The sequence below is a fragment of the Oerskovia sp. NPDC060338 genome, assembly GCF_042726295.1.
GTDB classification, from domain to species: Bacteria; Actinomycetota; Actinomycetes; order Actinomycetales; family Cellulomonadaceae; genus Oerskovia; species Oerskovia merdavium.
In genome coordinates this window covers 13,900-35,462 of the sequence record NZ_JBHXCQ010000003.1, presented here as the reverse complement: position 1 = coordinate 35,462, position 21,563 = coordinate 13,900, and the positions used below count along the sequence as shown (strand labels likewise).

General features: G+C 73.5%; 21 protein-coding genes and 1 tRNA gene. 11 read left to right on the top strand and 11 right to left on the bottom strand.

The window, feature by feature from the left end; all coding sequences use genetic code 11:
• Nucleotides 1-125 precede the first annotated feature (125 nt).
• On the bottom strand, nucleotides 126-263 hold the full coding sequence (locus ACFWGN_RS04185) for a hypothetical protein (RefSeq protein WP_377615813.1): 138 nt from the start codon (nucleotides 261-263) through the stop codon (nucleotides 126-128).
• Entirely contained in the window at nucleotides 260-460 is a 201-nt protein-coding gene (locus tag ACFWGN_RS04180) for a helix-turn-helix transcriptional regulator (RefSeq protein WP_377615812.1), read from the bottom strand. The genes ACFWGN_RS04185 and ACFWGN_RS04180 overlap by 4 nt, the downstream gene beginning before the upstream one ends.
• Here ACFWGN_RS04180 and ACFWGN_RS04175 point away from each other — a divergent pair.
• Nucleotides 447-860: a helix-turn-helix domain-containing protein gene (locus ACFWGN_RS04175; RefSeq protein ID WP_377616077.1), complete on the top strand. Its 414-nt coding sequence runs from the start codon at nucleotides 447-449 to the stop codon at nucleotides 858-860. The genes ACFWGN_RS04180 and ACFWGN_RS04175 overlap by 14 nt on opposite strands.
• Here the strand turns inward: ACFWGN_RS04175 and ACFWGN_RS04170 are convergent.
• Nucleotides 822-894 (bottom strand) — tRNA-Arg (locus tag ACFWGN_RS04170). The genes ACFWGN_RS04175 and ACFWGN_RS04170 overlap by 39 nt on opposite strands.
• A 190-nt stretch (nucleotides 895-1,084) precedes the next feature.
• On the opposite strand from ACFWGN_RS04170, the gene ACFWGN_RS04165 reads away from it, so the two are divergent.
• The 8 genes from ACFWGN_RS04165 to ACFWGN_RS04130 all read left to right on the top strand — a co-directional run bounded on the left by ACFWGN_RS04165 (nucleotide 1,085) and on the right by ACFWGN_RS04130 (nucleotide 12,394).
• On the top strand, nucleotides 1,085-2,791 hold the full coding sequence (locus ACFWGN_RS04165; RefSeq protein ID WP_377615811.1) for a GTPase: 1,707 nt from the start codon (nucleotides 1,085-1,087) through the stop codon (nucleotides 2,789-2,791).
• Complete coding sequence (locus ACFWGN_RS04160) at nucleotides 2,788-4,374, top strand: GTPase (protein ID WP_377615810.1); 1,587 nt, start codon at nucleotides 2,788-2,790, stop codon at nucleotides 4,372-4,374. The genes ACFWGN_RS04165 and ACFWGN_RS04160 overlap by 4 nt, the downstream gene beginning before the upstream one ends.
• A 43-nt stretch (nucleotides 4,375-4,417) precedes the next feature.
• Nucleotides 4,418-5,062: a single-stranded DNA-binding protein gene (locus ACFWGN_RS04155; protein ID WP_377615809.1), complete on the top strand. Its 645-nt coding sequence runs from the start codon at nucleotides 4,418-4,420 to the stop codon at nucleotides 5,060-5,062.
• Nucleotides 5,063-5,173: 111 nt separating this feature from the next.
• A complete protein-coding gene (ettA, locus tag ACFWGN_RS04150; RefSeq protein WP_191803012.1) occupies nucleotides 5,174-6,856 on the top strand; it encodes an energy-dependent translational throttle protein EttA in 1,683 nt (560 codons plus the stop codon).
• Nucleotides 6,857-7,113: 257 nt separating this feature from the next.
• On the top strand, nucleotides 7,114-9,327 hold the full coding sequence (locus ACFWGN_RS04145; RefSeq protein ID WP_377615808.1) for a dynamin family protein: 2,214 nt from the start codon (nucleotides 7,114-7,116) through the stop codon (nucleotides 9,325-9,327).
• Complete coding sequence (locus ACFWGN_RS04140) at nucleotides 9,327-10,913, top strand: GTPase family protein (protein WP_191803008.1); 1,587 nt, start codon at nucleotides 9,327-9,329, stop codon at nucleotides 10,911-10,913. Before ACFWGN_RS04145 ends, ACFWGN_RS04140 begins: the two co-directional genes overlap by 1 nt.
• A 91-nt stretch (nucleotides 10,914-11,004) precedes the next feature.
• Nucleotides 11,005-11,511, top strand: a complete 507-nt coding sequence (locus ACFWGN_RS04135) for a thioesterase family protein (protein WP_191803006.1) — start codon at nucleotides 11,005-11,007, stop codon at nucleotides 11,509-11,511.
• A 70-nt stretch (nucleotides 11,512-11,581) separates the two neighbouring features.
• Nucleotides 11,582-12,394 carry a hypothetical protein gene (locus ACFWGN_RS04130; protein ID WP_377615807.1) on the top strand — a complete coding sequence of 271 codons (813 nt, stop codon included), beginning with the start codon at nucleotides 11,582-11,584 and terminating at the stop codon, nucleotides 12,392-12,394.
• Here ACFWGN_RS04130 and ACFWGN_RS04125 read toward each other — a convergent pair.
• From ACFWGN_RS04125 to ptsP, 7 genes are all read right to left on the bottom strand, one after another.
• Nucleotides 12,378-14,036, bottom strand: a complete 1,659-nt coding sequence (locus tag ACFWGN_RS04125; RefSeq protein WP_191803001.1) for an SDR family oxidoreductase — start codon at nucleotides 14,034-14,036, stop codon at nucleotides 12,378-12,380. The two genes, ACFWGN_RS04130 and ACFWGN_RS04125, sit on opposite strands and share 17 nt — an antisense overlap.
• Before the next feature lie 73 nt (nucleotides 14,037-14,109).
• Nucleotides 14,110-14,406: a hypothetical protein gene (locus tag ACFWGN_RS04120; RefSeq protein ID WP_191802999.1), complete on the bottom strand. Its 297-nt coding sequence runs from the start codon at nucleotides 14,404-14,406 to the stop codon at nucleotides 14,110-14,112.
• A 128-nt stretch (nucleotides 14,407-14,534) separates the two neighbouring features.
• Nucleotides 14,535-15,533, bottom strand: coding sequence for a DNA topoisomerase IB (locus tag ACFWGN_RS04115; RefSeq protein ID WP_191802997.1), 999 nt, complete (start codon nucleotides 15,531-15,533; stop codon nucleotides 14,535-14,537).
• A gap of 36 nt (nucleotides 15,534-15,569) precedes the next feature.
• A complete protein-coding gene (locus tag ACFWGN_RS04110) occupies nucleotides 15,570-15,947 on the bottom strand; it encodes a hypothetical protein (RefSeq protein WP_191802995.1) in 378 nt (125 codons plus the stop codon).
• A 62-nt stretch (nucleotides 15,948-16,009) separates the two neighbouring features.
• Nucleotides 16,010-16,918, bottom strand: coding sequence for an acyl-CoA thioesterase (locus ACFWGN_RS04105; protein ID WP_377616076.1), 909 nt, complete (start codon nucleotides 16,916-16,918; stop codon nucleotides 16,010-16,012).
• A 61-nt stretch (nucleotides 16,919-16,979) separates the two neighbouring features.
• Nucleotides 16,980-17,378 carry a globin gene (locus ACFWGN_RS04100; protein WP_191803226.1) on the bottom strand — a complete coding sequence of 133 codons (399 nt, stop codon included), beginning with the start codon at nucleotides 17,376-17,378 and terminating at the stop codon, nucleotides 16,980-16,982.
• Between the two features lie 144 nt (nucleotides 17,379-17,522).
• Nucleotides 17,523-19,214 (bottom strand): phosphoenolpyruvate--protein phosphotransferase, encoded by a 1,692-nt coding sequence (ptsP, locus tag ACFWGN_RS04095; RefSeq protein WP_377615806.1) that lies wholly within the window; start codon nucleotides 19,212-19,214, stop codon nucleotides 17,523-17,525.
• A 231-nt stretch (nucleotides 19,215-19,445) separates the two neighbouring features.
• On the opposite strand from ptsP, the gene ACFWGN_RS04090 reads away from it, so the two are divergent.
• Both ACFWGN_RS04090 and ACFWGN_RS04085 read left to right on the top strand, forming a co-directional pair.
• On the top strand, nucleotides 19,446-19,676 hold the full coding sequence (locus ACFWGN_RS04090; protein ID WP_056648565.1) for a glucose PTS transporter subunit EIIB: 231 nt from the start codon (nucleotides 19,446-19,448) through the stop codon (nucleotides 19,674-19,676).
• 9 nt (nucleotides 19,677-19,685) lie between these two features.
• A complete protein-coding gene (locus ACFWGN_RS04085; RefSeq protein WP_377615805.1) occupies nucleotides 19,686-20,207 on the top strand; it encodes a PTS glucose transporter subunit IIA in 522 nt (173 codons plus the stop codon).
• A gap of 31 nt (nucleotides 20,208-20,238) precedes the next feature.
• Here the strand turns inward: ACFWGN_RS04085 and ACFWGN_RS04080 are convergent, their stop codons facing one another.
• Complete coding sequence (locus ACFWGN_RS04080) at nucleotides 20,239-21,348, bottom strand: mechanosensitive ion channel family protein (protein WP_377615804.1); 1,110 nt, start codon at nucleotides 21,346-21,348, stop codon at nucleotides 20,239-20,241.
• Nucleotides 21,349-21,563 lie beyond the last annotated feature (215 nt).

The following is a 21,563-nucleotide window of genomic DNA, read 5'->3' as shown; positions in this document are numbered from 1 at the left end:
TACACCCGGGGGCCAGCCGGTGCCCTTCTCCCTGGGTACTGGCCCGTGTCGAGTGCCACGGCCGGGGTGCGATGTTCGATTAGCTCGTAGGCGTCCACGTGTCCTGGACGCGCTGCGTGATGCGGTTACGTCACGGGCGCGTGCGGGTTGCGGGGCGTGAACTCGGGGGTCCTGCGGGGCGACCGGCCGAACCGCTCGGTGTAGGCCGCGACGTACCGGCCGTGGCGGCGCAGCTCGCGCTCAGGCAGGTCGGCGGGGTTCACTTCGCGGCCTCGGCCATGGCGGCTTCGAGGGCGTCGATGTCCTCGGGTGCGAAGAGGAACGCGCCTGCCTTGGAGGGGAACTTGAACGCCGGCGTGAGACGGCCGTCTGCCACCCAGCGGGTGAGCGTGGAGCGGTCGATTCCGAGCCGGGTGCAAGCCTGCTTGCTTGTCACGGTCTGGTCGATGGTGGGGGCCATGTCGGAAGCATCGCGCATTGGACGATGTATGCGCAAGTGCACGACATCGCTCGTTGCCCGAACGCTTGTGTGCTATGGACTGTTATGCAATGCTCGATGCATGAGCATCCAGCCAGAATCGGGCTTCAGCGCCCGGGACCTAGAGCCCGACGTCGCGGACCGCATGCGCAAGGCGCTGCGGCTCTCGGGAGTGGGCGTGCAGGAGATGGCCGACTACCTCGGCGTGGCGCGCGGAACGGTCGGCACGTGGATCAACGGTCGGATCACGCCGGGGGCGCAGACGTTGCGCCTGTGGGCGCTGCGGACGGGCGTGCCGTACGCATGGCTGCGCAGCGGTGAGGTACCGGCAGGGCCGGAAGGGTGCCCCGAGCAGGACTCGAACCTGCAACCTACGGATTAGAAGGCCGTTGCTCTATCCATTGAGCTATCGGGGCGCGGGGACCATCGTAGTGGGATCCGGCCGTGACCTGCGCGCACGCGCGCGAGACGGCCGTGTCGCAGACGGTCCCGCACGGCCCCGCCCGGGGACGCGCCCGCCCACGTCACCCGGCTCCTCGGCAGTCCGCGACCCCATGACCGGCGCGCGCGTTTGGCATCGCCTCGGGAACCACAGAAGATGAACGGGTGACGACCCGACATGCTGCCGACCGTGCCCCGCGGGCCACCCCCGCCTCGGGCAGGACGCCCGGCAACACCCCTGAGGAGATCGGGACGACGGTCTTCGACGTGGGCCGTGACCTGCGCCGCGACGTGGCCGAGGTCGAGCTCCCGCTGGTCCTCGACGGGGTCGAGGAGGCGGAGGCCGCCCGCCGGCGTCTGCTCAACCAGCTCGATGAGCACCTGCTGCCGCGGCTCAAGGAGCTGTCCTCCCCGGCGGTCGTCGTGATCGCGGGGTCGACGGGCGCGGGCAAGTCGACGCTCTACAACTCGCTGCTGGGCGAGGAGGTGTCGCAGGCGGGCGTGCTGCGCCCCACGACCCGCGAGCCGGTCTTCGCCTACAACCCGCTCGACGTGGACGTCCTGGTCCACAGCCCCACGACCGCGATGTCACGCGTCGTCGAGCACGACGGCGTCCCGCGCGGCACCGCGCTCCTGGACGCGCCGGACCTCGACTCGCTCCTCGCCGAGAACCGCTCGACCGCCGCCCAGCTCCTCGAGGCCGCGGACCTGTGGCTCTTCGTGACCACGGCGGCGCGCTACGGCGACGCCCTGCCCTGGGTCGCTCTCGGACAGGCCATGGAACGTGGCGCGAGCGTCGCGATGGTCCTCAACCGTGTCCCGCAGCACAACCTCACGACCATCCGCGGCGACCTCCTGGCCCGCCTGCGCGAGCACGGCATGGAGGGTGTGCCGCTCTTCGTGATCCCCGATGTCGGGCCGCACGAGGGCATGCTCGACCGCACGACCGTGACCCCCATCGCCCGGTGGCTGACCATGCTCGCGGGTCCGGACCGGTCTCGCGCCGTGATCGTGCGCACGCTCAAGGGCTCGCTCGCCGCGCTCCCGGCGTGGGTCACGGGCATCGCGGACGCGGTCCAGCAGCAGGTCGAGGCCGCGGAGGTGCTGCGCGGCACGATCGAGAAGGCCCTGCCCGACGCCGAGGCCACGGCCCGCGCGTCCGTCGCCTCGGGCGTCGTCGCGGAGGGCTCGGTCGCCTCGCGCTGGGCCCAGCTCGCGAGCGCCGAGAAGATCGACCGCCTCAAGGTGCGCCACGGGCTGGCGCGCTCGACCAAGCGCAGAGGGCGCGCACGCGAGGCCGCGCTCGAACCGCTCCTCGACGAGGTCCGTGTCGCTGCGATGCGTACGCTCGTCGCGGCGGGCTCGAGTGCCGACGACGCGTTGCGCGCAGCTCTCACCGGCCCGGACGCTCCCCCCGGGGGCCCCGCGTTCGCGCCCGAGCACGGCGACCCGGCCCGTGAGGCGGCACGCGAGAAGGCCGCCAAGGACCAGGTCCACGAGTGGGTCTCGGTCGCCGAGCGCGCGGTCGAGGCCCTGCGCGGCATCGACGAGCCGGGCGTCAACCCGCAGGACAGCGCCGAGAACCGCCGGGCCGAGGCCGCGGTCAAGGCGCTCGGGCCCACGGGGCTCGTCGCGCTGCTCCTCACGTCCGCCGCAGGGGTCGACGACGCCACCCGGCTCGTGCAGTCGCTGCTCGGCGACCCGGGCCTCGCCTCCGTGCAGACCCTGGCCTCGGACCTCGCCGACCGTGCCGCCGTGATGGTGGCCCGCGAACCCGTCGACCTGCTGGAACGCCTCGACATCCCCGCCCTCGCGCCGGATGCCGCCGTCGGGCTGCGCCTGCGCCTCGCTGAGCTCAGGAGGCTCTCATGACGTCCCACGACTCTCAGCTCAGGTCCCGTGCGGACGACCTCGGCAGGGCCCTCGACCTCGCGGGGGACCGGCTCGACCCGGAGGTCGCGGACCGGATCCGGATCGCGATCGGCGGGGTGCGCGAGCGTCTCGCCCTGGGCGTCGACCACACGGTCGTGGCGCTCGCGGGCGGCACGGGCTCGGGCAAGTCGAGCCTGTTCAACCGCATCTCGCGCCTGAACTTCGCCGACGTGGGCGCCAAGCGACCCACGACGGCCCGCATCACGGCGTGCTCGTGGAGCGACCAGGCCACAGCGCTCCTGGACTGGCTCGAGGTCGACCCGGAGCGGCGCATCACGCGGGGCAGCGAGCTCGACGGGGACGCCGAGGAGGGCCTCGACGGGCTGGTCCTGCTCGACCTGCCGGACCACGACTCGATCGAGCCCGCGCACCAGGCGGTCGTCGACCGCGTCCTGCCGCTCGTCGACCTGCTCGTGTGGGTCGTGGACCCCCAGAAGTACGCGGACGACGCGCTGCACTCGGGCTACCTGCAGAAGTCGGTCGGGCTCGAGGCGTCGATGGTCGTGGCGCTCAACCAGATCGACACGGTCCCGACCACGCAGCGCGGCAACCTCGTCGCGGACATGGGTCGCCTCCTCGAGGAGGACGGCCTGTCCGGGGTGTACGTGACCATGGTCTCGGCCCGCACGGGCGAGGGGCTCGGCCAGGTGCGCGAGCTGCTGCAGCAGGCCGTGGCCCGTCGCAGCGTCGCCGCGAGCCGGGTCGCGGGCGAGCTCGACCGCGCGGGGGCCCTGCTGCTCGAGCAGACCCCGGGCGAGGTGCCGTGGACCATGAGCACCGCGGTCGACGAGGAGGTCGTCGCGATCGGCGAGGCGACCGGGCTCTCCGCGGTGGCCGGCCAGGTCGCCGCGGCCGTGCGCAACGGCTACGGCCGACCCGAGTTCGCGCCGCCGCAGACCGACGCGGTCGCGCTCTCGCGCAGCCGGTGGCTCGCGCGGGCCGGGAAGTCCTTGCGCCCGGGCTGGAAGCGGGCGCTCGACGAGGCCGTCGCCCCGGCAGACCGCCTGGTCGAGGACACCCAGCGGGCGCTGTCCAAGGTCTCGCTCGACACGCGTGGCCCTTCGTCGGCTCGTGCGACGCGCACCACGGCGCTCGTGGCGATCGGCGTGGCCGTCGTCACGGGGGCGCTCGCGATCCTCAGCTCGCTGGGCGTGCTGGACCTCGACCGGACGATCATCGCGACCTTCGCGATCGTGGCGGGCGCGGCCGTCCTGGTGGCGCTCGGCTTCTTCCTCGCGGGGATCCAGATCCGACGGACCCTGGCCCGTCGGCGTGAGGCGACGGTCCTGGCGTCGGGGCGCGGGGCGGTCGAGCGCGTGGTCCAGGAGACCATGGGCAAGCCCACGCAGAAGCTGCTCGACGAGCACCGCAGGGTGCGGGAGCTCGCGCAGTCCGCGCGGGACACGGGCAGGGCGGCACCGCTCACCGGGGCGTTGAGGTTGCCCACACCCCAGGACATGGTCGCCCCGTCCACAGACGGCCCCTCGACGCAGGACACGGCGGCCCGCGAACCGTCAGCCTGAGGTCGCGGTCGGCACCAGGCCGGCCCCGCACCCAGGAGGAACGATGGGCAACGACGTCACGGTCACGCTGGCAGGCTTCATGGGGACGAGCCCCAGGCTGTTCGCGTCCCCGACCGGCAACGACTTCACGAGCTTCCGCATCGCGAGCACCACGCGCTACCTCGACCGGACGCGCGGCGAGTGGGTCGACGGCCGGACCATCTGGTTCACGGTCAAGGCGTGGCGGAGCATGGCCCAGAACGTCGTGGCCTCGCTGCGCAAGGGCGACGCGGTCGTGGTCACGGGACGCCTCGCGGTCGACGAGTGGACCAGCCCCGAGGGGCCGCGCACCAACCTCGTGATCGAGGCGAGCGCGTTGGGACCGGACCTCACGCGGGGACAGGCCCGCTTCGCGCCCACGGTCCACCGCCCCACCACGCCCGACGACGCCACGAGCGGCCAGGTGGCCGTCGACCCCGGGCAGAGGACAGGGAACGAGGACGCCTCGGGACTGCTCGCCGACGCCGGCCGCGACACCGAGTGGGACCTGGGCCCGCTGGGGGAGCCGGTCGCCGAGGACGACGACGCCGAGCACGGCCTGGTCGACGACGCGCTCGACCTCGACGAGGACGAGGGTGCCGCGCACCTCGGTGCCGACGAGGACCCGGGCGAGGAGTCCGTGGCCCGCGAGCTCCTGGCGACGCGCTGAACCTCGACCGCGTAGGCTGAGGGGTCGAAGACGCCCGCCCCACCTGGGGCACCCCGGGTCCGGGGCGGGCGCACAGCATCCCGCGAGCGATCGAACGGTGGAACAGAGCCAGTGGCTGAGTTCATCTACTCCATGTACAAGGCGCGCAAGGCGCACGGTGACAAGGTCATCCTCGACGACGTCACCCTGAACTTCCTTCCCGGTGCCAAGATCGGTGTGGTCGGCCCCAACGGTGCCGGTAAGTCCACGATCCTGAAGATCATGGCCGGGCTGGAGCAACCCTCGAACGGCGACGCCCGGCTCTCGCCCGGCTACTCGGTCGGCATCCTGCTGCAGGAGCCGCCGCTGAACGAGGAGAAGACGGTCCTCGGCAACGTCGAGGAGGGCGTGGCCGAGATCAAGGGCAAGCTCGACCGCTTCAACGAGATCTCGGCGCTCATGGCCGAGCCGGACGCAGACTTCGACGCGCTGCTCGCCGAGATGGGCACCCTCCAGGAGGCCATCGACGCGGCCGACGCGTGGGACCTCGACTCGCAGCTCGAGCAGGCCATGGACGCGCTGCGCTGCCCGCCGCCGGACGCCGACGTGTCGGTGCTCTCGGGTGGTGAGCGTCGCCGCGTCGCCCTGTGCAAGCTCCTCCTCGAGAAGCCGGACCTCCTGCTCCTCGACGAGCCCACCAACCACCTGGACGCCGAGTCGGTCCTGTGGCTCGAGCAGCACCTCGCGTCGTACCCCGGTGCGATCCTTGCCGTGACCCACGACCGCTACTTCCTCGACCACGTCGCGGAGTGGATCTGCGAGGTCGACCGCGGCCGCCTGTACCCCTACGAGGGCAACTACTCCACCTACCTGGAGAAGAAGCAGGAGCGCCTGGCGATCCAGGGCAAGAAGGACCAGAAGCTCGCGAAGCGTCTGAAGGACGAGCTCGAGTGGGTCCGCTCCAACGCGAAGGGCCGCCAGACCAAGTCGAAGGCGCGTCTGGCGCGCTACGAGGAGATGGCTGCCGAGGCGGACCGCACCAGGAAGCTGGACTTCGAGGAGATCCAGATCCCGCCGGGCCCGCGCCTGGGGTCCGTCGTCCTCGAGGCCTCGAACCTGCAGAAGGGCTTCGACGGGCGCAAGCTCATCGACGGGCTCAGCTTCACGCTGCCCCGCAACGGCATCGTCGGCGTGATCGGTCCGAACGGTGTCGGCAAGACGACGCTGTTCAAGACCATCGTCGGCCTGGAGCCCCTCGACGGCGGCGACCTCAAGGTCGGCGAGACCGTGTCGATCTCCTACGTCGACCAGTCGCGCGGCGGGATCGACCCCAAGAAGACGCTGTTCGAGGTCGTCTCCGACGGGCTCGACTTCATCAAGGTCGGCAACGTCGAGATGCCCTCGCGCGCCTACGTCGCGGCGTTCGGCTTCAAGGGTCCGGACCAGCAGAAGCCGGCCGGCGTGCTCTCGGGCGGTGAGCGCAACCGTCTGAACCTCGCGCTGACCCTCAAGCAGGGTGGAAACCTCCTGCTGCTCGACGAGCCCACCAACGACCTCGACGTGGAGACCCTCGGCTCGCTCGAGAACGCCCTGCTCGAGTTCCCGGGCTGCGCCGTCGTGGTCTCGCACGACCGGTGGTTCCTCGACCGCGTCGCGACGCATATCCTCGCGTACGAGGGCACCGAGGAGGACCCCGCGAACTGGTACTGGTTCGAGGGCAACTTCGCCTCGTACGAGGAGAACAAGATCGGCCGCCTCGGCGCAGACGCAGCACGCCCGCACCGCGTCACGTACCGCAAGCTGACGCGCGACTGATCCGTCGCTGACGCGTGCCGCCCCACCGGGGCAGCCGCGACGAACGACACGCTCCGCACCAGAGGGCCCCGACGAGGATTCGTCGGGGCCCTCTGGTGCGTGGCGCGCCGCCCGCGGGCTGGGCCGGTCGCCCCCGTCTCCCCTCCCGACTCGCCCGGTCCAGCTCTCCCGTGCTCGCGGCCTCCGGCCCGACGTCACCCGGCGTGCGCGGCGCGCTCACCGGTCGCCCGGCTGCCGGGTCCGGCAGACTGAGGCCCATGACCATCCCGAGCGACGACGCCGGCCGGACCGTCGGCGGCGACCCCGACGGCGGTGCCGCGCGCACGAGCGACGACGGGCCGGGCGAGCCCGGCGCCGGCAGCGGTCCCGCCGGCACCGGGCAGGACTTCGACGCGCCGGCGCCCAGCAGCTCGGCAGACGGGCCCTCGGCGAACGGGCCCTCGTCGGTCGAGGAGAGCCTGCTCGGGCGGCACGCCGCCGCGGAGGACCCCGTGGTCGGGCGGTCGCTCGAACGTGCCGCGCAGTCGGGCACGGACGAGCTCGTCGCGGCCCTCGACGTCCTGCGCGGCGAGCTCACCGCCCAGCGCCTGCCCCTGACGACGCCCGGGGTCGAGGAGGACCGCCGGACGCTCGCGCTCGCGGTCGACCAGCTCGACGACTACCTGCTCCCGCGCCTGCGAGCTCGCAGCGCCCCGTTGCTCGTGGTCGTGGGCGGGTCGACGGGGGCGGGCAAGTCCACGCTCGTGAACTCGGTCCTGGGCGAGAAGGTCACGGTGCCCGGCGTGCTGCGGCCCACGACGCGCTCTCCCGTGCTCGTGCACCACCCCCTGGACGTGCGCTGGTTCAGCACAGACCGCATCCTGCCCGGGCTCGCGCGCGTGACCGGGACCGTCGACCACACGGACAGCCCGTCGGCCCACCGGTCGGTACGCCTGGTGGCGTCCGAGGTCCTCCCGCAGGGCCTTGCGCTCCTCGACGCCCCCGACGTCGACTCGGTCGTCGTCGAGAACAGGGAGCTCGCGGCACAGCTCCTCGGGGCCGCGGACCTCTGGCTCTTCGTCACGACGGCCGCGCGCTACGCCGACGCGGTGCCGTGGGACCTGCTGCACGAGGCCGCCCGGCGCCGGGCTCAGGTGGCCCTGGTGCTCGACCGCGTCGACCCCGGCGCCGAGGCCGTGGGCGCCGACCTGCACCGCCTGGCCTCCGAGAACGGTCTGGGGCACGCGCCGATCTTCCTGGTGCCCGAGGCGCACCTCGTCGACGGGCTCCTTCCCGAGACCGCGGTGGGGGAGATCTCCCGCTGGCTCACGGCCCTCGGAGGGGACGCGGGCGCGCGCTCGGCCGTGATCGACGCGACGCGCGACGGTGTGGTCGACGACCTGGTCCGGCGCGCGACCGAGCTCGCGGGCGCGGTCGACGTGCAGCACGAGGCCGACGGGTACCTGCGTGCCGCGGTCGACGCCGCGTACGAGGACGCGCGCCGGACGGTCCTGGCCGCGACGAGCGACGGCACCATGCTGCGCGGCGAGGTGCTCTCGCGCTGGCAGGACTTCGTCGGGACGGGCGAGTTCTTCCGGGCGGTCGAGCAGAAGGTGGGCTCGGTCCGCGACGCGATCAGCGGGTTCTTCCGGGGCAAGGGGCGCAAGGTCCCCGAGGTCGAGGAGGCCATCACGCACGGGCTGGAGTCGGTCGTGCTCGACGCGGCCGAGGAGGCCGCCGAGCGCAGCTACCGCGCGTGGCGCGCCGATCCGTCGGGGGCCGCGCTGCTCGACGGGCTCGACCTGTCCCGCGCCTCGGGCACCCTGCGCACCCGGGTGGCCGAGGAGATCCGGGGCTGGCAGGCGGACGTCCTCGCGCTCGTGAGCGAGCAGGCCGCGGCCAAGAGGGGCACGGCGCGTGCTCTGTCGTTCGGGCTCAACGGGCTCGGCGTCTCGCTCATGGTCCTGGTCTTCGCGTCCACGGGCGGCATCACGGGGGCGGAGATCGGTATCGCGGGCGGCACCGCGGTGCTCGCCCAGAAGCTGCTCGAGGCCGTGTTCGGCGACGACGCCGTGCGCCGGCTCACGCGCACGGCCCAGGACCGCCTCTCGGCCCGCGTCGGGGCCGTGCTCGACGGCGAGGCCCGACGTTTCACGTCCCAGCTCGACGCGCTCGGCACGGGGGAGGCGACCGGTGCCCCGCTGCGCGCCGCGGCCGAGGAGGTGCGCCGGGCCGCGCGGCGCGAGCAGAAGGCCCGCGCCGCAGAGGTGACCGGTGCGCCGGACCCGGGCTCCGTCGTCGGGCAGGCGGGAGCCCTGCGCGGCGCGCACGCGCACGACCCCCGCACCCCCGGCACGCCTCCCGCGGAGGAACGGCCGGGCGCCGAGCGTCCCGGCTTCTGGCGGCGCCTGTTCGGGGCACGCCCCGCCGACGAGACCGCCGCCGACGTGACCAGCACGACCGCGACCGACGAGCCCGGGGACGAGCGCTGATGGCCCGCCTCGACCTCGCCGACCGGGTCTCCGCGCTCGAGACCGCGGTCTCCGCGGGGGAGGGGCGGCTGCCCGCAGCGCTCCTCGACGACGCGCGCGCGGTCCTGGACCGCACGGCCACGCGCAGCGCGCTGTCGGCAGAGCACACGGTCGTGGCGCTCGCGGGCTCGACCGGTTCGGGCAAGTCGTCGTTGTTCAACGCGATCGCCCGGGAGCCGCTCGCGCGCCCGGGCATCACGCGTCCAACGACGTCGCGCCCCATGGCGGTCGTCTGGGGTCCGGGTGCGGACCCTCTCCTGAGCTGGCTCGAGGTCGGTGACCGGCACCACGCGGCCGACCGTGCGGCGGTGGCGACCCAGGGCCTCGTGCTGCTGGACCTGCCGGACCACGACTCGGTCGAGACCGAGCACCGGGCGATCGCCGAACGGCTCGTCGAGCGGGTCGACCTCCTGGTGTGGGTCGTGGACCCGCAGAAGTACGCCGACGCCGCGCTGCACGAGCGGTACCTGCGTCCGCTCGCGGGGCACGGGGACGTCGTCGTGGTCGTGCTCAACCAGATCGACCGGCTGACCCCCGAGGAGGCGACCGCGTGCCTCGCGGACCTGCGTCGCCTCGTGGCCGAGGACGGGCTCGCTGCGGCCCGCGTGCTGGGCGTCTCGGCGACCACGGGGCAGGGGGTCGACGAGCTCGACGCGCTCCTCGACCAGGCCGCCGCGCGGCGCGAGGCGGCGGTGGCCCGCCTGGTCGCCGACGTGCGCGGGGTCGCGACGAGGATCGCGGACGCGTGCGGGGACAAGGTCCCCGACCGTTCGCAGAAGGCCGCGCGCGAGCGGCTCGTCGACGCGCTCGAGGCCGCGGCGGGGGTGCCCACGGTCGTGGACGCCGTCCGAGGGTCGGCGAACCGGCGTGCCCGGGCCGCGACCGGCTGGCCCCCCACGCGCTGGATCGGGCGCCTGCGCGTGGACCCGCTGCGCCGCCTCGGGCTGACGCGCGGCACGGACCGGCCGGACCTCTCGCGCACGTCGCTCCCGCCCGCCTCGCCCACGCTCGCGGCCCGGGCCCACGTCGCGGTCCGCGAGTACGTCGGCACCATGACGGCAGGGGCGCCCGAGGACTGGGTGCTCGCCGCGCGGTCCCGGGTCGCGTCGAGCACCGACGGTCTGGACGACGCGCTCGACCTCGCCGTGGCCGGCACCGAACTCGAGGCCACGCGACGCCCCGTCTGGTGGGGGGTCGTGAGCTTCGTCCAGTGGGTCGTCCTGGGAGTGCTGGCGGCGGGCCTCGTGTGGCTCGGTGTGCTCGCGGTCCTCGCGTACCTCCAGCTGCCCGCGCCCGAGACCCCGACGTGGCGCGGGTTCCCGTGGCCCACGCTCATGGTCGTGGGCGGGGTGGTGGTCGGGCTGGTCGTGGCGCTCGTCTCGCGCCTCGCGGGCGCGCTGGGTGCCCGACGGCGGGCCGCGCGTGCCCGGCGCAGGCTGCGGGAGAGCGTCGGTCGGGTCGCGGACGGCCAGGTGCGCCTGCCGGTGGCCGAGGAGCTGTCGGCCCTGACGACGTGCCGCGTGGCCGCCCATATCGCGGCGGGGTGAGGCGGGCGTAGGGTGGCCCGGGTGCCCCCACGTCCCGAGCCATCGGCCGCGACGTGGTGCGAGGCCCTGCGGAATCGAAGAAAGGACTTCCATGACCCGCCTGCACGTCCCCGTCGCCCTGCGTTGGTCCGACCTCGACGCCTACCAGCACGTCAACAACGTCGAGATGCTCCGGCTCCTCGAGGACGCCCGCATCACGGCCTTCTGGCGTCATCCCGAGGCCACGGTCGAGGAGAGCTGGCCCACGGCCGTGCTCGACACGGGCCCCCACGCGACCTCGCACACGCTCGTCGCCCGGCAGGAGATCGAGTACCTGCGGCCGCTCGGCTTCACGCGCAGCCCGGTGCGCGTCGAGATGTGGCTCGGGCACCTGGGCGGGGCGAGCCTCGAGGTCTGCTACGAGGTCCACACCGAGTGGCCCGAGCCCTCGGGACGCACCGGACCCTCGATCGGTAGCCGCCCCTACGCCAAGGCCGCGACGACGATCGTGGTCGTCGACGCGTCGACGGGGGCTCCGCGACGCATCACGGACGACGAGCGCGCTGCCTGGCAGCCCTTCGTCGAGGACCCTCTGGAGTTCCGGCGCAGGGGGCGTTGACGAGATGCTGAGAGGGGTGGTGACGAACTCGACGGTGACGGATGTCCCCGGTAGATGTCATGATGCGCGCGTGGACACCGTAGAGGTTGTCGGCGAGGCCGAGGCCGTCACCGCCGTACCCGAGACCGTCGAACCCGAGACCGCTGTGCCTGTCGTCCGGCGGACGATCCCTCCCGTCTCGGAGGTCGAGGCGGAGCTCGGCGCCGTGGACTGGCAGGCCCTCCAGGGCGCGTTCGGCCCCGCCGACGCGTTCCCGCCCCTGGTGCGCGCCGTCGTCGGGCCCGAGGGACCCGAGCGCGACGAGGCGCTCGACCTGCTGTGGCAGGTCGTCAACCACGACGGCGCGCTCTACGAGGCGTCGCTGCCCGCGCTGCGCGTGCTGGCCGCGGTCGTGCGGGACGAGGGCCTGGTCGAGGAGGTCCGGAGCGGCGTCGCGCTCCTGCTGCTCACGATGGGGGCCGCGCACCTGCCCGGCGAGCCCGCCGAGCAGGTCGACCTCCAGCTCGAGGTCCTGCTCGCCGCGCAGGAGCTGCTGCCCGGCCTCGACGCCGCGTTCCTCGGTGGGCCGCGCACGCTGCAGGTCGCGCTGCTCGCCTTCCAGGCCGTCACGGGCGAGGCGACCTCGTTCGCCGGACGCGCCGCGATCGCCCGGCTCGTCGCCTCGGAGGATCCCTTGCTCGCGGCGATCGCGTCGCTCGCGTTCGACCTCGTCTCGGGGGCCGTGCCCGCGCGCGGGGCGGTCCACCGCCCCGGCGTCCTCGACGAGGACATCCGTGAGCTCATTGAGGACTACGCCGACCTCACCGACGTGACCCTCGCGGGCATGGTCGTGAGCGAGACCGCGTTCGCGCTCGTGGACCGGATGCTCACCGCGGAGGAGTGACGGTCCGGTCGGCCGTGCCCGGACCCGTGCGCGCCGCCGCGGCCGCCCGTTCGGCAGCCTCGGCGATGTTCTTCTGCATGCCACCGAACACCACGCCGTGGAACGGCTTGACCGACCACCAGTAGGCCTGGCCCGCGAGCCCGTGCGGGTAGAAGAGCGCGCGCTGCGCGAAGTACGTCCGGCACGGGCCGGACGCGTCCTCGGGGGCGGGGCCGACGTCGTCGGGCTCCGCGACCTCCTCGGCCGCCTCGTCCACCCGCAGCTCGAGCCACGCGAGGCCGGGGAGCCGCATCTCGGCGCGCAGCAGCAGCCGGCGGCCCGGCTCGATCGCCTCGACCCGCCAGAAGTCCAGGACGTCGTCGACCACGAGCGTGTTCTCGTCACGGCGCCCCCGGCGCAGACCCGGTCCCCCCGACAAGCGGTCCATGAGCCCGCGGACCCGCCACGCGAGCGACCACGAGTACCAGCCGCCCTGCCCACCGATCGACTCGACGACCTTCCACAGGACGTCGGGCGGGGCGTCGACCACGCGTCGCCGCTCGTCGACGTAGAGCGAGCCGCCCGCCCAGTCGGGGTCCGAGGGCAGCGGGTCGCTCGGTGCCCCCTCGACCGCGGCCGACGACCAGCGGGTGGTCACCTCGCCGTCGTGGATGCGCTCGAGCGCGAGCTCGACCGCGCGGCGGAAGCCGATCAGCCCGCCGGGAGGGTCGGGGACGTACTGCGCGATGTCGTGCTCGTCGCACACGACCTCGTGGACGAGCGACTCCACGAGGGGGCGCGCGATGCTCGCGGGGACAGGGGTCACGAGACCCACCCAGTGGCTCGACAGGCGCGGGGTCAGGACCGGGACGCTCACGATCAGCCGCCGGGGGAGCCCCGCGACCTGGGCGTAGCCCTGCATCATCTGGCGGTACGTGAGGACGTCGGGGCCGCCGACGTCGAACGCCCGCGAGACGTCTGCGGGCATCGTGGCGCTGCCGACCAGGTAGCGCAGCACGTCACGGATCGCGATCGGCTGGATGCGGTTGTCGACCCAGCGCGGCGTCGTCATCGCGGGCAGGCGTTCGGTCAGGTAGCGCATCATCTCGAACGAGGCCGAGCCCGAGCCGAGGATCACCGCGGCCTGGAGCACCGTCGTCGGGACTCCCGAGGCGAGCAGGATCTCCCCGACCTCCTTGCGCGAGGCCAGGTGCGGTGACAGCTCGGCGTCGTCGACGTCGGGGAACAGGCCGCCCAGGTAGACGATCCGGCCCACGCCCGCCTCGCGGGCGGCCTGCGCGAAGGTCAGCGCGGTCCGCCGGTCGCGGGCCGCGAACGAGCTGCCCGTGCCGAGGGAGTGGACGAGGTAGTACGCGACCTCGGCCCCGCGGAGCGCGTCGCGGATCTGGTCGAGGTCGGACGCGTCGGCCTGCACGAGGTCCACGCGGCGCGCCCAGTCGCGTCCGGCCAGGCGTTCGGGGCGGCGGGCGAGCGCCCGGACATGGTGCCCGGCGTCCAGGAGCTCGGGGACCAGGCGGCCACCGACGTACCCCGTGACGCCCGTGACGGCGACCGTCAGGGGGGTCGGCTCGGAGCTCTCGGTCGGTCTGTCGGCAGGGGCGGTCGCGGTGGGTGGGGGAGCGGTGTCGTCGACGGGAGTCATGGTGCTCCCCATGGTGGCCCGGGGGCCGGCCGCTCGCGACCTGCCGGCCCCCGGGACCTGGGCGTGATCCGCGTCAGGCGGGAAGAGCGAGGACCAGGACGAAGAACGCGAAGAACGGCACGCCGATGATCGCCAGCCCCCACTTCCACCACCAGTGGATCGACAGCTCGCTGCGTGCGCTCGTCGTCTCGTCCGCGGTCAGCGGTCGCTGGGCCCAGCCCGACGGCGTCAGCGTCGCGAGGCTGTACTCCCGCGGCACCGTGATACGGAAGAGCCAGAAGATGTGGACGTACGCGTAGGCGAGGACCAGCGCCTGCTCTGGAGAGATGTGCTGTGACTTGGCCTTGCGGCCCCAGCCGAAGAAGATCATCGTCGATGCTCCGTGCTTGAACGTGATGAGATGGCGGCAGAACGTAGCACGTCCAGGAGACTCCCAGGAAGGGCCGTTCGTCCCGCGGGGCTCGTCCGTCTCCGGAGCAGCCTGGACCGGGCCCGCGACTAGGCCAGCAGGTCGAGCACCGCACGCTCCACCGCGGCCTGGCTCCGGCGCCTGCCCAGGAGCGGAGCGACGGTCTGCCCGCGCTCCCAGAGGTCGATCAGGCGCGGGTCGACGTACGACGACCGCGCGACGGCCGGGGTGTTGCCGAGCTCGTCGGCGACGTCCCGGACGACGCCTGCGACCACCGCGCGCCGAGCACGGGCCGAGGCGGGTGGCGCGCCCGAGTCCGCGAGCGCGAGGGCCGCGAGGACCGTCGCGTGCCAGGTGCGGAAGTCCTTCGCGGTCGCGTCCTCGCCGAGGCGCTCCTTGAGGTAGGCCGTCACGTCCGCGCTCGTCACGTCGTGCCAGACGACACCGCCCGGCGCCTCCTCGCGCCACGCGAGCAGATCGCCCGCGTCCCGACGCCGCACGAGCGTCGTGACGATCTCGCGCACCCGATCGTCGTCGACGACGACGTCACGCACCTGGCCCGACTTCGCGGGGTAGCGGAAGTGGACCGAGCCGTCGCGGCGCACGCGCACGTGCTCGGTCAGCAGCGTCGCGAGCCCGTAGCTGCCGTTCGCCTTCGCGTACGTCTCGCTGCCGGCCCGGAAGTACGCGAGGTCCAGGAGCCGGAACGCGAGCGCGAGGACCTTCTCGCGCGGCATCCCGTCGAGGGCGAGGTCTTTGGCGACCCGGCGGCGTGCGGCAGGAAGCCGAGCGCCCACCGCAAGGACGTGGTCGAACTTGCGGCGGCTGCGGCGCTCCCGCCACTGGTCGTGGTACAGGTACTGGCCGCGCCCCGCGTCGTCGTACCCGAACGCCTGGATGTGGCCGTCCGGGTACCGGCAGATCCAGACGTCCGACCAGGCGGGCGGGACGACGAGGCGCGTGCAGCGTGCGACCTCGTTCCTGTCGGTCAGCCGGGAGCCGTCGACGTCGAGGTACGAGAAGCCCTTCCCGTGGCGGCGTCGGCCGTACCCGGGCGAGGAGACCGAGACGCGGCGCAGGCGGACCATCCGGTCATCCTGCCCCGCGCCCGGGCGGCTCGCCCGTCAGGCTGTCGCGTCCTGAGGGCGGAACTCGTGCACGACCTCGATGCGCCCCACGATGTGCGCGTTGAGGTCCGGCAGGTCCTCTGCCGGGACCCACAGCTCGAGGATCGTCCGCCCACCCGCCTGCTGGACGGGGTAGCGCTCGAGGAACGAGGACTCGACCTGGAAGCGCGTCACATAGCCGACCCCCGAGTGCGGGACGTTCCAGTCGCGCGCGATCCGGATCGCATACTCCTCGTTCAGCACCGGGTAGAAGATCGGTTGCTCAGGCAGCCGTGGAGGCCAGGCCGTCCAGCCCGACGCCTCGACGAGCGCGAGCTCGGCCGGTCCCGTGGGTCGCCACAGGGTCGTGAGGGCTGGCGCCAGGGGCGTGGACATGAGGCTCCGATCATCGATGGCCTCGGAGTGTCGCACGGTCCACCAGGCGCCAGCCACCTCATTCAGACCGGGAGCCGCAGCATGCCCTCCTGCGCGATGCTCGCCACGAGCGTCCCCTCCCGCGTGTAGACGCGGGCGGCCCCGAGGCCGCGCCCACCCTGGGCGCTGGGGGAGGACTGGACGTAGAGCAGCCAGTCGTCGACCCTCGCGTCACGGTGCCACCACATGGCGTGGTCGAGGCTCGCGATCGACGCGCCGGGGGTCACCCAGCTCGAGCCGGTCTTGCGCAGCACGGGCTCGAGCATGATCTGGTCGCACGCGTACGCCATGAGGGCACGGTGCAGGAGCTGGTCGCCCTCGACGGGCCCGCGGGCCTTCATCCACACCATCTGGTGGTCGGTGCGCTCGGCGCCGGGACCCAGGTAGAGCGAACCGCCCACGTGCCGCAGGTCGAACGCGGCCTCGTGCGAGCGGGAGCGTGCCGCGGGGTGCGGGATCTTGCCGAGCTCGTCGAAGGCCGACGGGAGGGTCTCGGGGTCGGGGGCCTCGGGCATGGGCGAGGTGTGCTCGACGCCGTCCTGCTCCTCCTGGAACGAGGCGATCATCGACAGGATCGGCTTGCCGTGCTGCACGGCGTGCGTGCGGCGTGCGCTGAACGAGCGGCCGTTGCGCAGCTTCTCGACGGCGAACTCGATGGGGGCGTCGAGGTCGCCCGCGCGCAGGAAGTAGCCGTGCATCGAGTGCGGCCGCCGGTCGCCCTCGACGGTCAGGCCTGCGGCCATGAGCGCCTGGGCGAGCACCTGGCCGCCGTAGATCCGGGCGTTGGGCTGGTCGACGCTCAGGCCGCCGAAGCGCACGTCGGCGCCGTCTGAGCGGGAGTCGTCGGCCGGCTTCTCCTCGAGCTGGAGCGCGCGCAGCAGGTTGCCCAACGGGTCACGGGCGAGCTCGTCGGCCGTGACCTTGGTGCGCAGGGGCTGGGTGTGGTCGCGTTGCTCGGACTGGTCGGTGCGGGGGGCCGTCACGTCGGTCACGTCACTCCTCGAAGGTGTTGATCAGCGAGTGGGCGGCACGTTCCAGGTAGTCCCAGAGCGTGGCCTCGTGCAGCGGCGCGAGGTCGAGCGAGTCGACGCCGGCGCGCATGTGGGCGAGCCAACGGTCCCTCGCGTCGGGGTTCACCTTGTACGGCGCGTGGCGCATGCGCAGGCGCGGGTGCCCACGCTGCTCGGAGTAGGTGGTGGGCCCGCCCCAGTACTGCTCGAGGAACGTCGTCAGCCGGACCTTGGCCGGGCCGAGGTCCTCCTCGGGGTACATGGGCTTGAGCACCGGGTCGGCCGCGACACCCGCGTAGAAGACGTCGACGAGCTGCACGAAGGTCTCGTGCCCGCCGATCTCGTCGTAGAACGAGCCCGCCGAGGTGACGGACTCGCGCAGCCGCGGGGCGGCGGCGCTCACGGGGAGCGGCGCGGGCGAGGCGCCGGGGTGGGGAGCAGGATCGCTGGTCACGCCGCCATCATCCCACCCGGCGTCGTGCCCGGGGGTGCCGTCACGACGTGACGCTCACCGCTCCCGGGCACGTCACAGCCCCAGCTCGTCGAGCTGTGGCAGGGCTGCCCGCACGACGGCGCGCGCGTCGGTCGCGCTCTCGGCCGCGAGCGCGAGCTGGGCAACCTCACGGCACTGCCCGATCGTGACCGCGCCGAGCAGCGCGGCGACGTCGGGGATCGCCCGCGCGGTCATGGAAAGCGAGGACACCCCGAGCCCGACGAGCACGGCCGCGAGCACGGGGTTCGAGGCGGCCTCTCCGCACACGCCCACGGGGCGACCCTGCAGGTCCCCGCCGCGGCAGGTGGCCGCGACGAGCTGGAGCACCGCGGGCTGCCACGGGTCGGAGAGCTCGGCGAGCGACCCGAGGAGGCGGTCGGCCGCCATGGTGTACTGCGTGAGGTCGTTGGTGCCGATCGACGCGAAGTGCGCCCGCGCGAGGATGGGGCCGGACAGCAGGGCCGCGCTCGGGACCTCGATCATGACGCCTGCGGTGCCCAGTCCGTGCGCCGCGCAGCGCGCGACGAACCACTCGGTCTCCGCGACCGTCGAGACCATGGGGGCCATGACCCAGACCTCGGCCTCCTCGGCCGCGGCAGCGATCGCGATGGCCTCGAGCTGCTGCTCGAGGAGCTCGGGCCACTTCTCGGCCGTGCGCAGGCCGCGCACGCCGAGCGCGGGGTTCTCCTCGTCGTCGACCGACAGGAAGTGCAGGGGCTTGTCGGCCCCCGAGTCGAGCGTGCGGATCACGACCTTGCGGCCGGCGAACGCGTGGAAGACCGTCCGGTACGCCGCGACCTGCTCCTCGGTCGAGGGCGGCTGCTCGCGGTCGAGGAAGCAGAACTCGGAGCGGAACAGGCCCACGCCCTCGGCGCCCGCCGCCGCGGCGGGCTCGGCCCCCGCGGGGTCGCCGATGTTGGCCAGGAGCTGGACGCGGTGGCCGTCGGCCGTGCGGCCCTCGCCGGAGAACGTGCGGACCGTCGCCGCCAGCGCCCGGGCCGTGGCGACCTGCTGGTCGGTGGGGTGCACGAGCACCGTGCCCGCCGACCCGTCGACGAGGACCGTGTCGCCCGCGGTCAGGGCCTCGCTCGCGCCCGTCGCGGCGACGACCGCGGGGATGCCCATGGCGTTGGCGACGATCGCGGTGTGCGACGTGGGACCGGCGCCGTCGGTCACGATCGCGAGGACGCGGGCAGGGTCCAGGCCCGCGGTCACCGACGGGGCCAGGTCGAGCGCGACCAGGACGAACGGCTCGGGGTGGTCGGGGACGCCGGGGGCCGGCCTGCCCGAGAGCGCCGCGACGATGCGGTCGCGGACGTCCGCGATGTCGCGCGCTCGCTCGGCGAAGTACCCGCCCAGGGCCTCGAACTGCTGGGCGACGGACTCGGCGGCCTCCCACACCGCGCGCTCGGCGATCAGGTGCTCGTCGATGACGCGCCGCGCGGCGTCGGCCGCGAGCGTCGGGTCGGCGGCCATGGCGGCCGTGGCCTCGAGGACGTCGCGCGTGTCTCCCGTCGCGTTCGCCGCGGCGCGCTCGAGGTCGCCCTGGACCTGTGCCGCCGCGACCGGGATGCGGTCGGCTTCGGCCTGCAGGTCCGCGGTGGGCCGCAGACGGAGCCCGGGCGAGGGCTCCGCGAGCGGTTCGGGCAGGAAGACGACCGGTCCCACGACCTTGCCGGGGCACACCCCGATGCCGGTGATGGTCCGCTGTTCCTCGCTGGCCACGTCGTCCTCCAAGGTCTTGGTCGGGTCCGGCGATCGGCCGGTGTCCTCACCCGCAGTGTTCCCCAGCCGCGTGCGGTCCGCCAAGCGGACGGGCACGCGGTCACCTGCCGAAATCGCCCGCACGCCCGCGCCCTCCGAGCGCCGACTGAGACTAGGGTGGAGGAAAGAGGCCTGTCCGCAGTCCTTCGCACAGGCAACGGCGCCCGCAGCACAGGAGTCAGGAGTTCGTACATGAGCAAGGCACAGCAGATCCTCGAGGCGCTCGGCGGACAGCAGAACGTCGTCGACCTCGAACCCTGCATCACCCGGCTGCGCGTCGAGGTGACCAACCCGACGCTCGTGGACGAGGCCCGGCTCAAGGCCACGGGTGCGTTCGGCGTGGTGCGATCGGGACGGATCATCCAGGTGATCGTCGGCCCGGAGGCCGACAACCTCGCCGCCGAGCTCGACACCCTGCGCTGACGCGAGCAGATGCCCCGCAGCGGACAGGACGCACGGACCACGAGGCCCGGCTCGTCGCACGACGGGCCGGGCCTCGTGGTCGCCGCGCCGCTGGCGGGGACGGTCGTCGCGCTCGAGGAGGTCCCCGACCCGGTGTTCTCCCAGGAGTTCGTGGGCCCCGGGCTGGCGATCGAGCCCGGGGCGGACGCGGCCGGGGTCTCGACGGTCGTGGCGCCGGTGTCAGGGACCATCGGGTCGCTGTTCCCGCACGCGTTCGCGCTCGAGACCGCCGAGGGGCGCACGGTCCTCGTGCACCTCGGGATCGACACCGTCCGGCTCGGTGGTGAGGGGTTCCAGCTCCACGTCGAGGCGGGAGACCGCGTCGAGGTGGGCGCGACGCTCATCACCTGGGAGCCCGCCCGGGTGGCCGCGCTCGGGCTGTCCACGGTGTGCCCGGTGATCGCGCTCCAGGGCGACCCCGAGCTGCTCGCGTCCCTGGTTCCCCCCGGGACCCAGGTCTCTGCGGGCGAGCCCGTCCTGACCTGGTCCTGAGGTGACCGGCCGGCGCCCGGCCGGCGAACGGCTAGCGCTCGGCCTGCGGTGACGCCTGGACGGCGTCCTGGGGCAGGTCCGGACGCCCCGCGTCGCGGGGCGCGGTGGCGCTCGCGGGAGCCGACACCTGCGCGGGCGGCGTCCCGTGGGCTTGGACGAGCAGGTGGTCGACGGGGTCCGCCTCGACCGTCGAGGGGTCCTCGGCCCCGGCCATCGGGACGTGGGCCGCGGCGAGGCGCTCGCGGGCCGCCTTGCGCAGCGCCCGGGAGATCTCGCCCTGCATCGAGGCCTGGGTCTTGACGCTGACCTTGAGCACGAGCTCCTCGGGGCTCATGGACTCGATGCCGGACACGGCAGGCTGCTCCAGCAGGTAGGTCCCCAGGACGGGGTCCGCGGCGACCTCCTCGCCCGCCTCGCGCAGGCAGCGCTGGACCTCGTCGAGGTCCGCGAAGTAGGCGACGTGCACCTCGGCCGAGGCTCGGCCCCACTCCTGCGACTTGTTGCCCGTGCGCAGGATCTCGCCGTTGCGGATGTACCAGAGGGTGCCGTCCCCGTCGCGGACCTTGGTCACGCGCAGCGCGACCTCCTCGACGGTCCCGGCCACGACCCCGAAGTCGACCGAGTCGCCCACGCCGTACTGGTCCTCGAGCAGCATGAAGGTCCCCGAGAGGAAGTCCTTGACGAGGCTCTGGGCGCCGAACCCGAGCGCGACACCGACGATCCCCGCCGAGGCGAGGAACGGTGCGATGTTCATCCCGAGCTCGGTGAGGACCATGAGGACGATGGTCGTCCCGAACAGGATGTTGGCCGTCGAGCGCAGGACCGAGCCGATCGTCCGGGCGCGCTGTGCGCGGCGGGCGCTCGTGAGCGGGTTGGCACGCACCAGGATGGTGCCCACGGGAGACTCGGAGAGGCCCTTGAGGCCCTTCATGCCGCGGCGGTCGGTGATCGGGGTGCCGTCCGCGATGTGCTCGGTGACGTTGCCGATGATGCGTCGGACCACGGCCAGCGCGATCGAGCCGATCGCGATGATGAGGATGATCCGGAGGGGAGCGCCGAGGAACCACTCGAGCCAGACATTGGCCTGGTCCGCGATCTTGTCGGTGACGTCGTCGAGGGGGGACGGGGTCGGTGATTCCATCCCGGCAGGCTACCGGTCGCGGCAGGGAGCCCGACGGCGTCGCGCACCCCGGGTGACGAGCCTCACCAGGGGATCGGGTGAGGAGCGCGGGGGGAGTGCGCGGGGTGTGCGGAGGACGTGTGGGGGACCCGCTGTCGCGCGCTGCGAGGGCGGACGGGGGCACGGTCCGGTGGCCGGGGCGACGCCGCGCCGGGCCGAAGGTCTGCCGAGCGGGT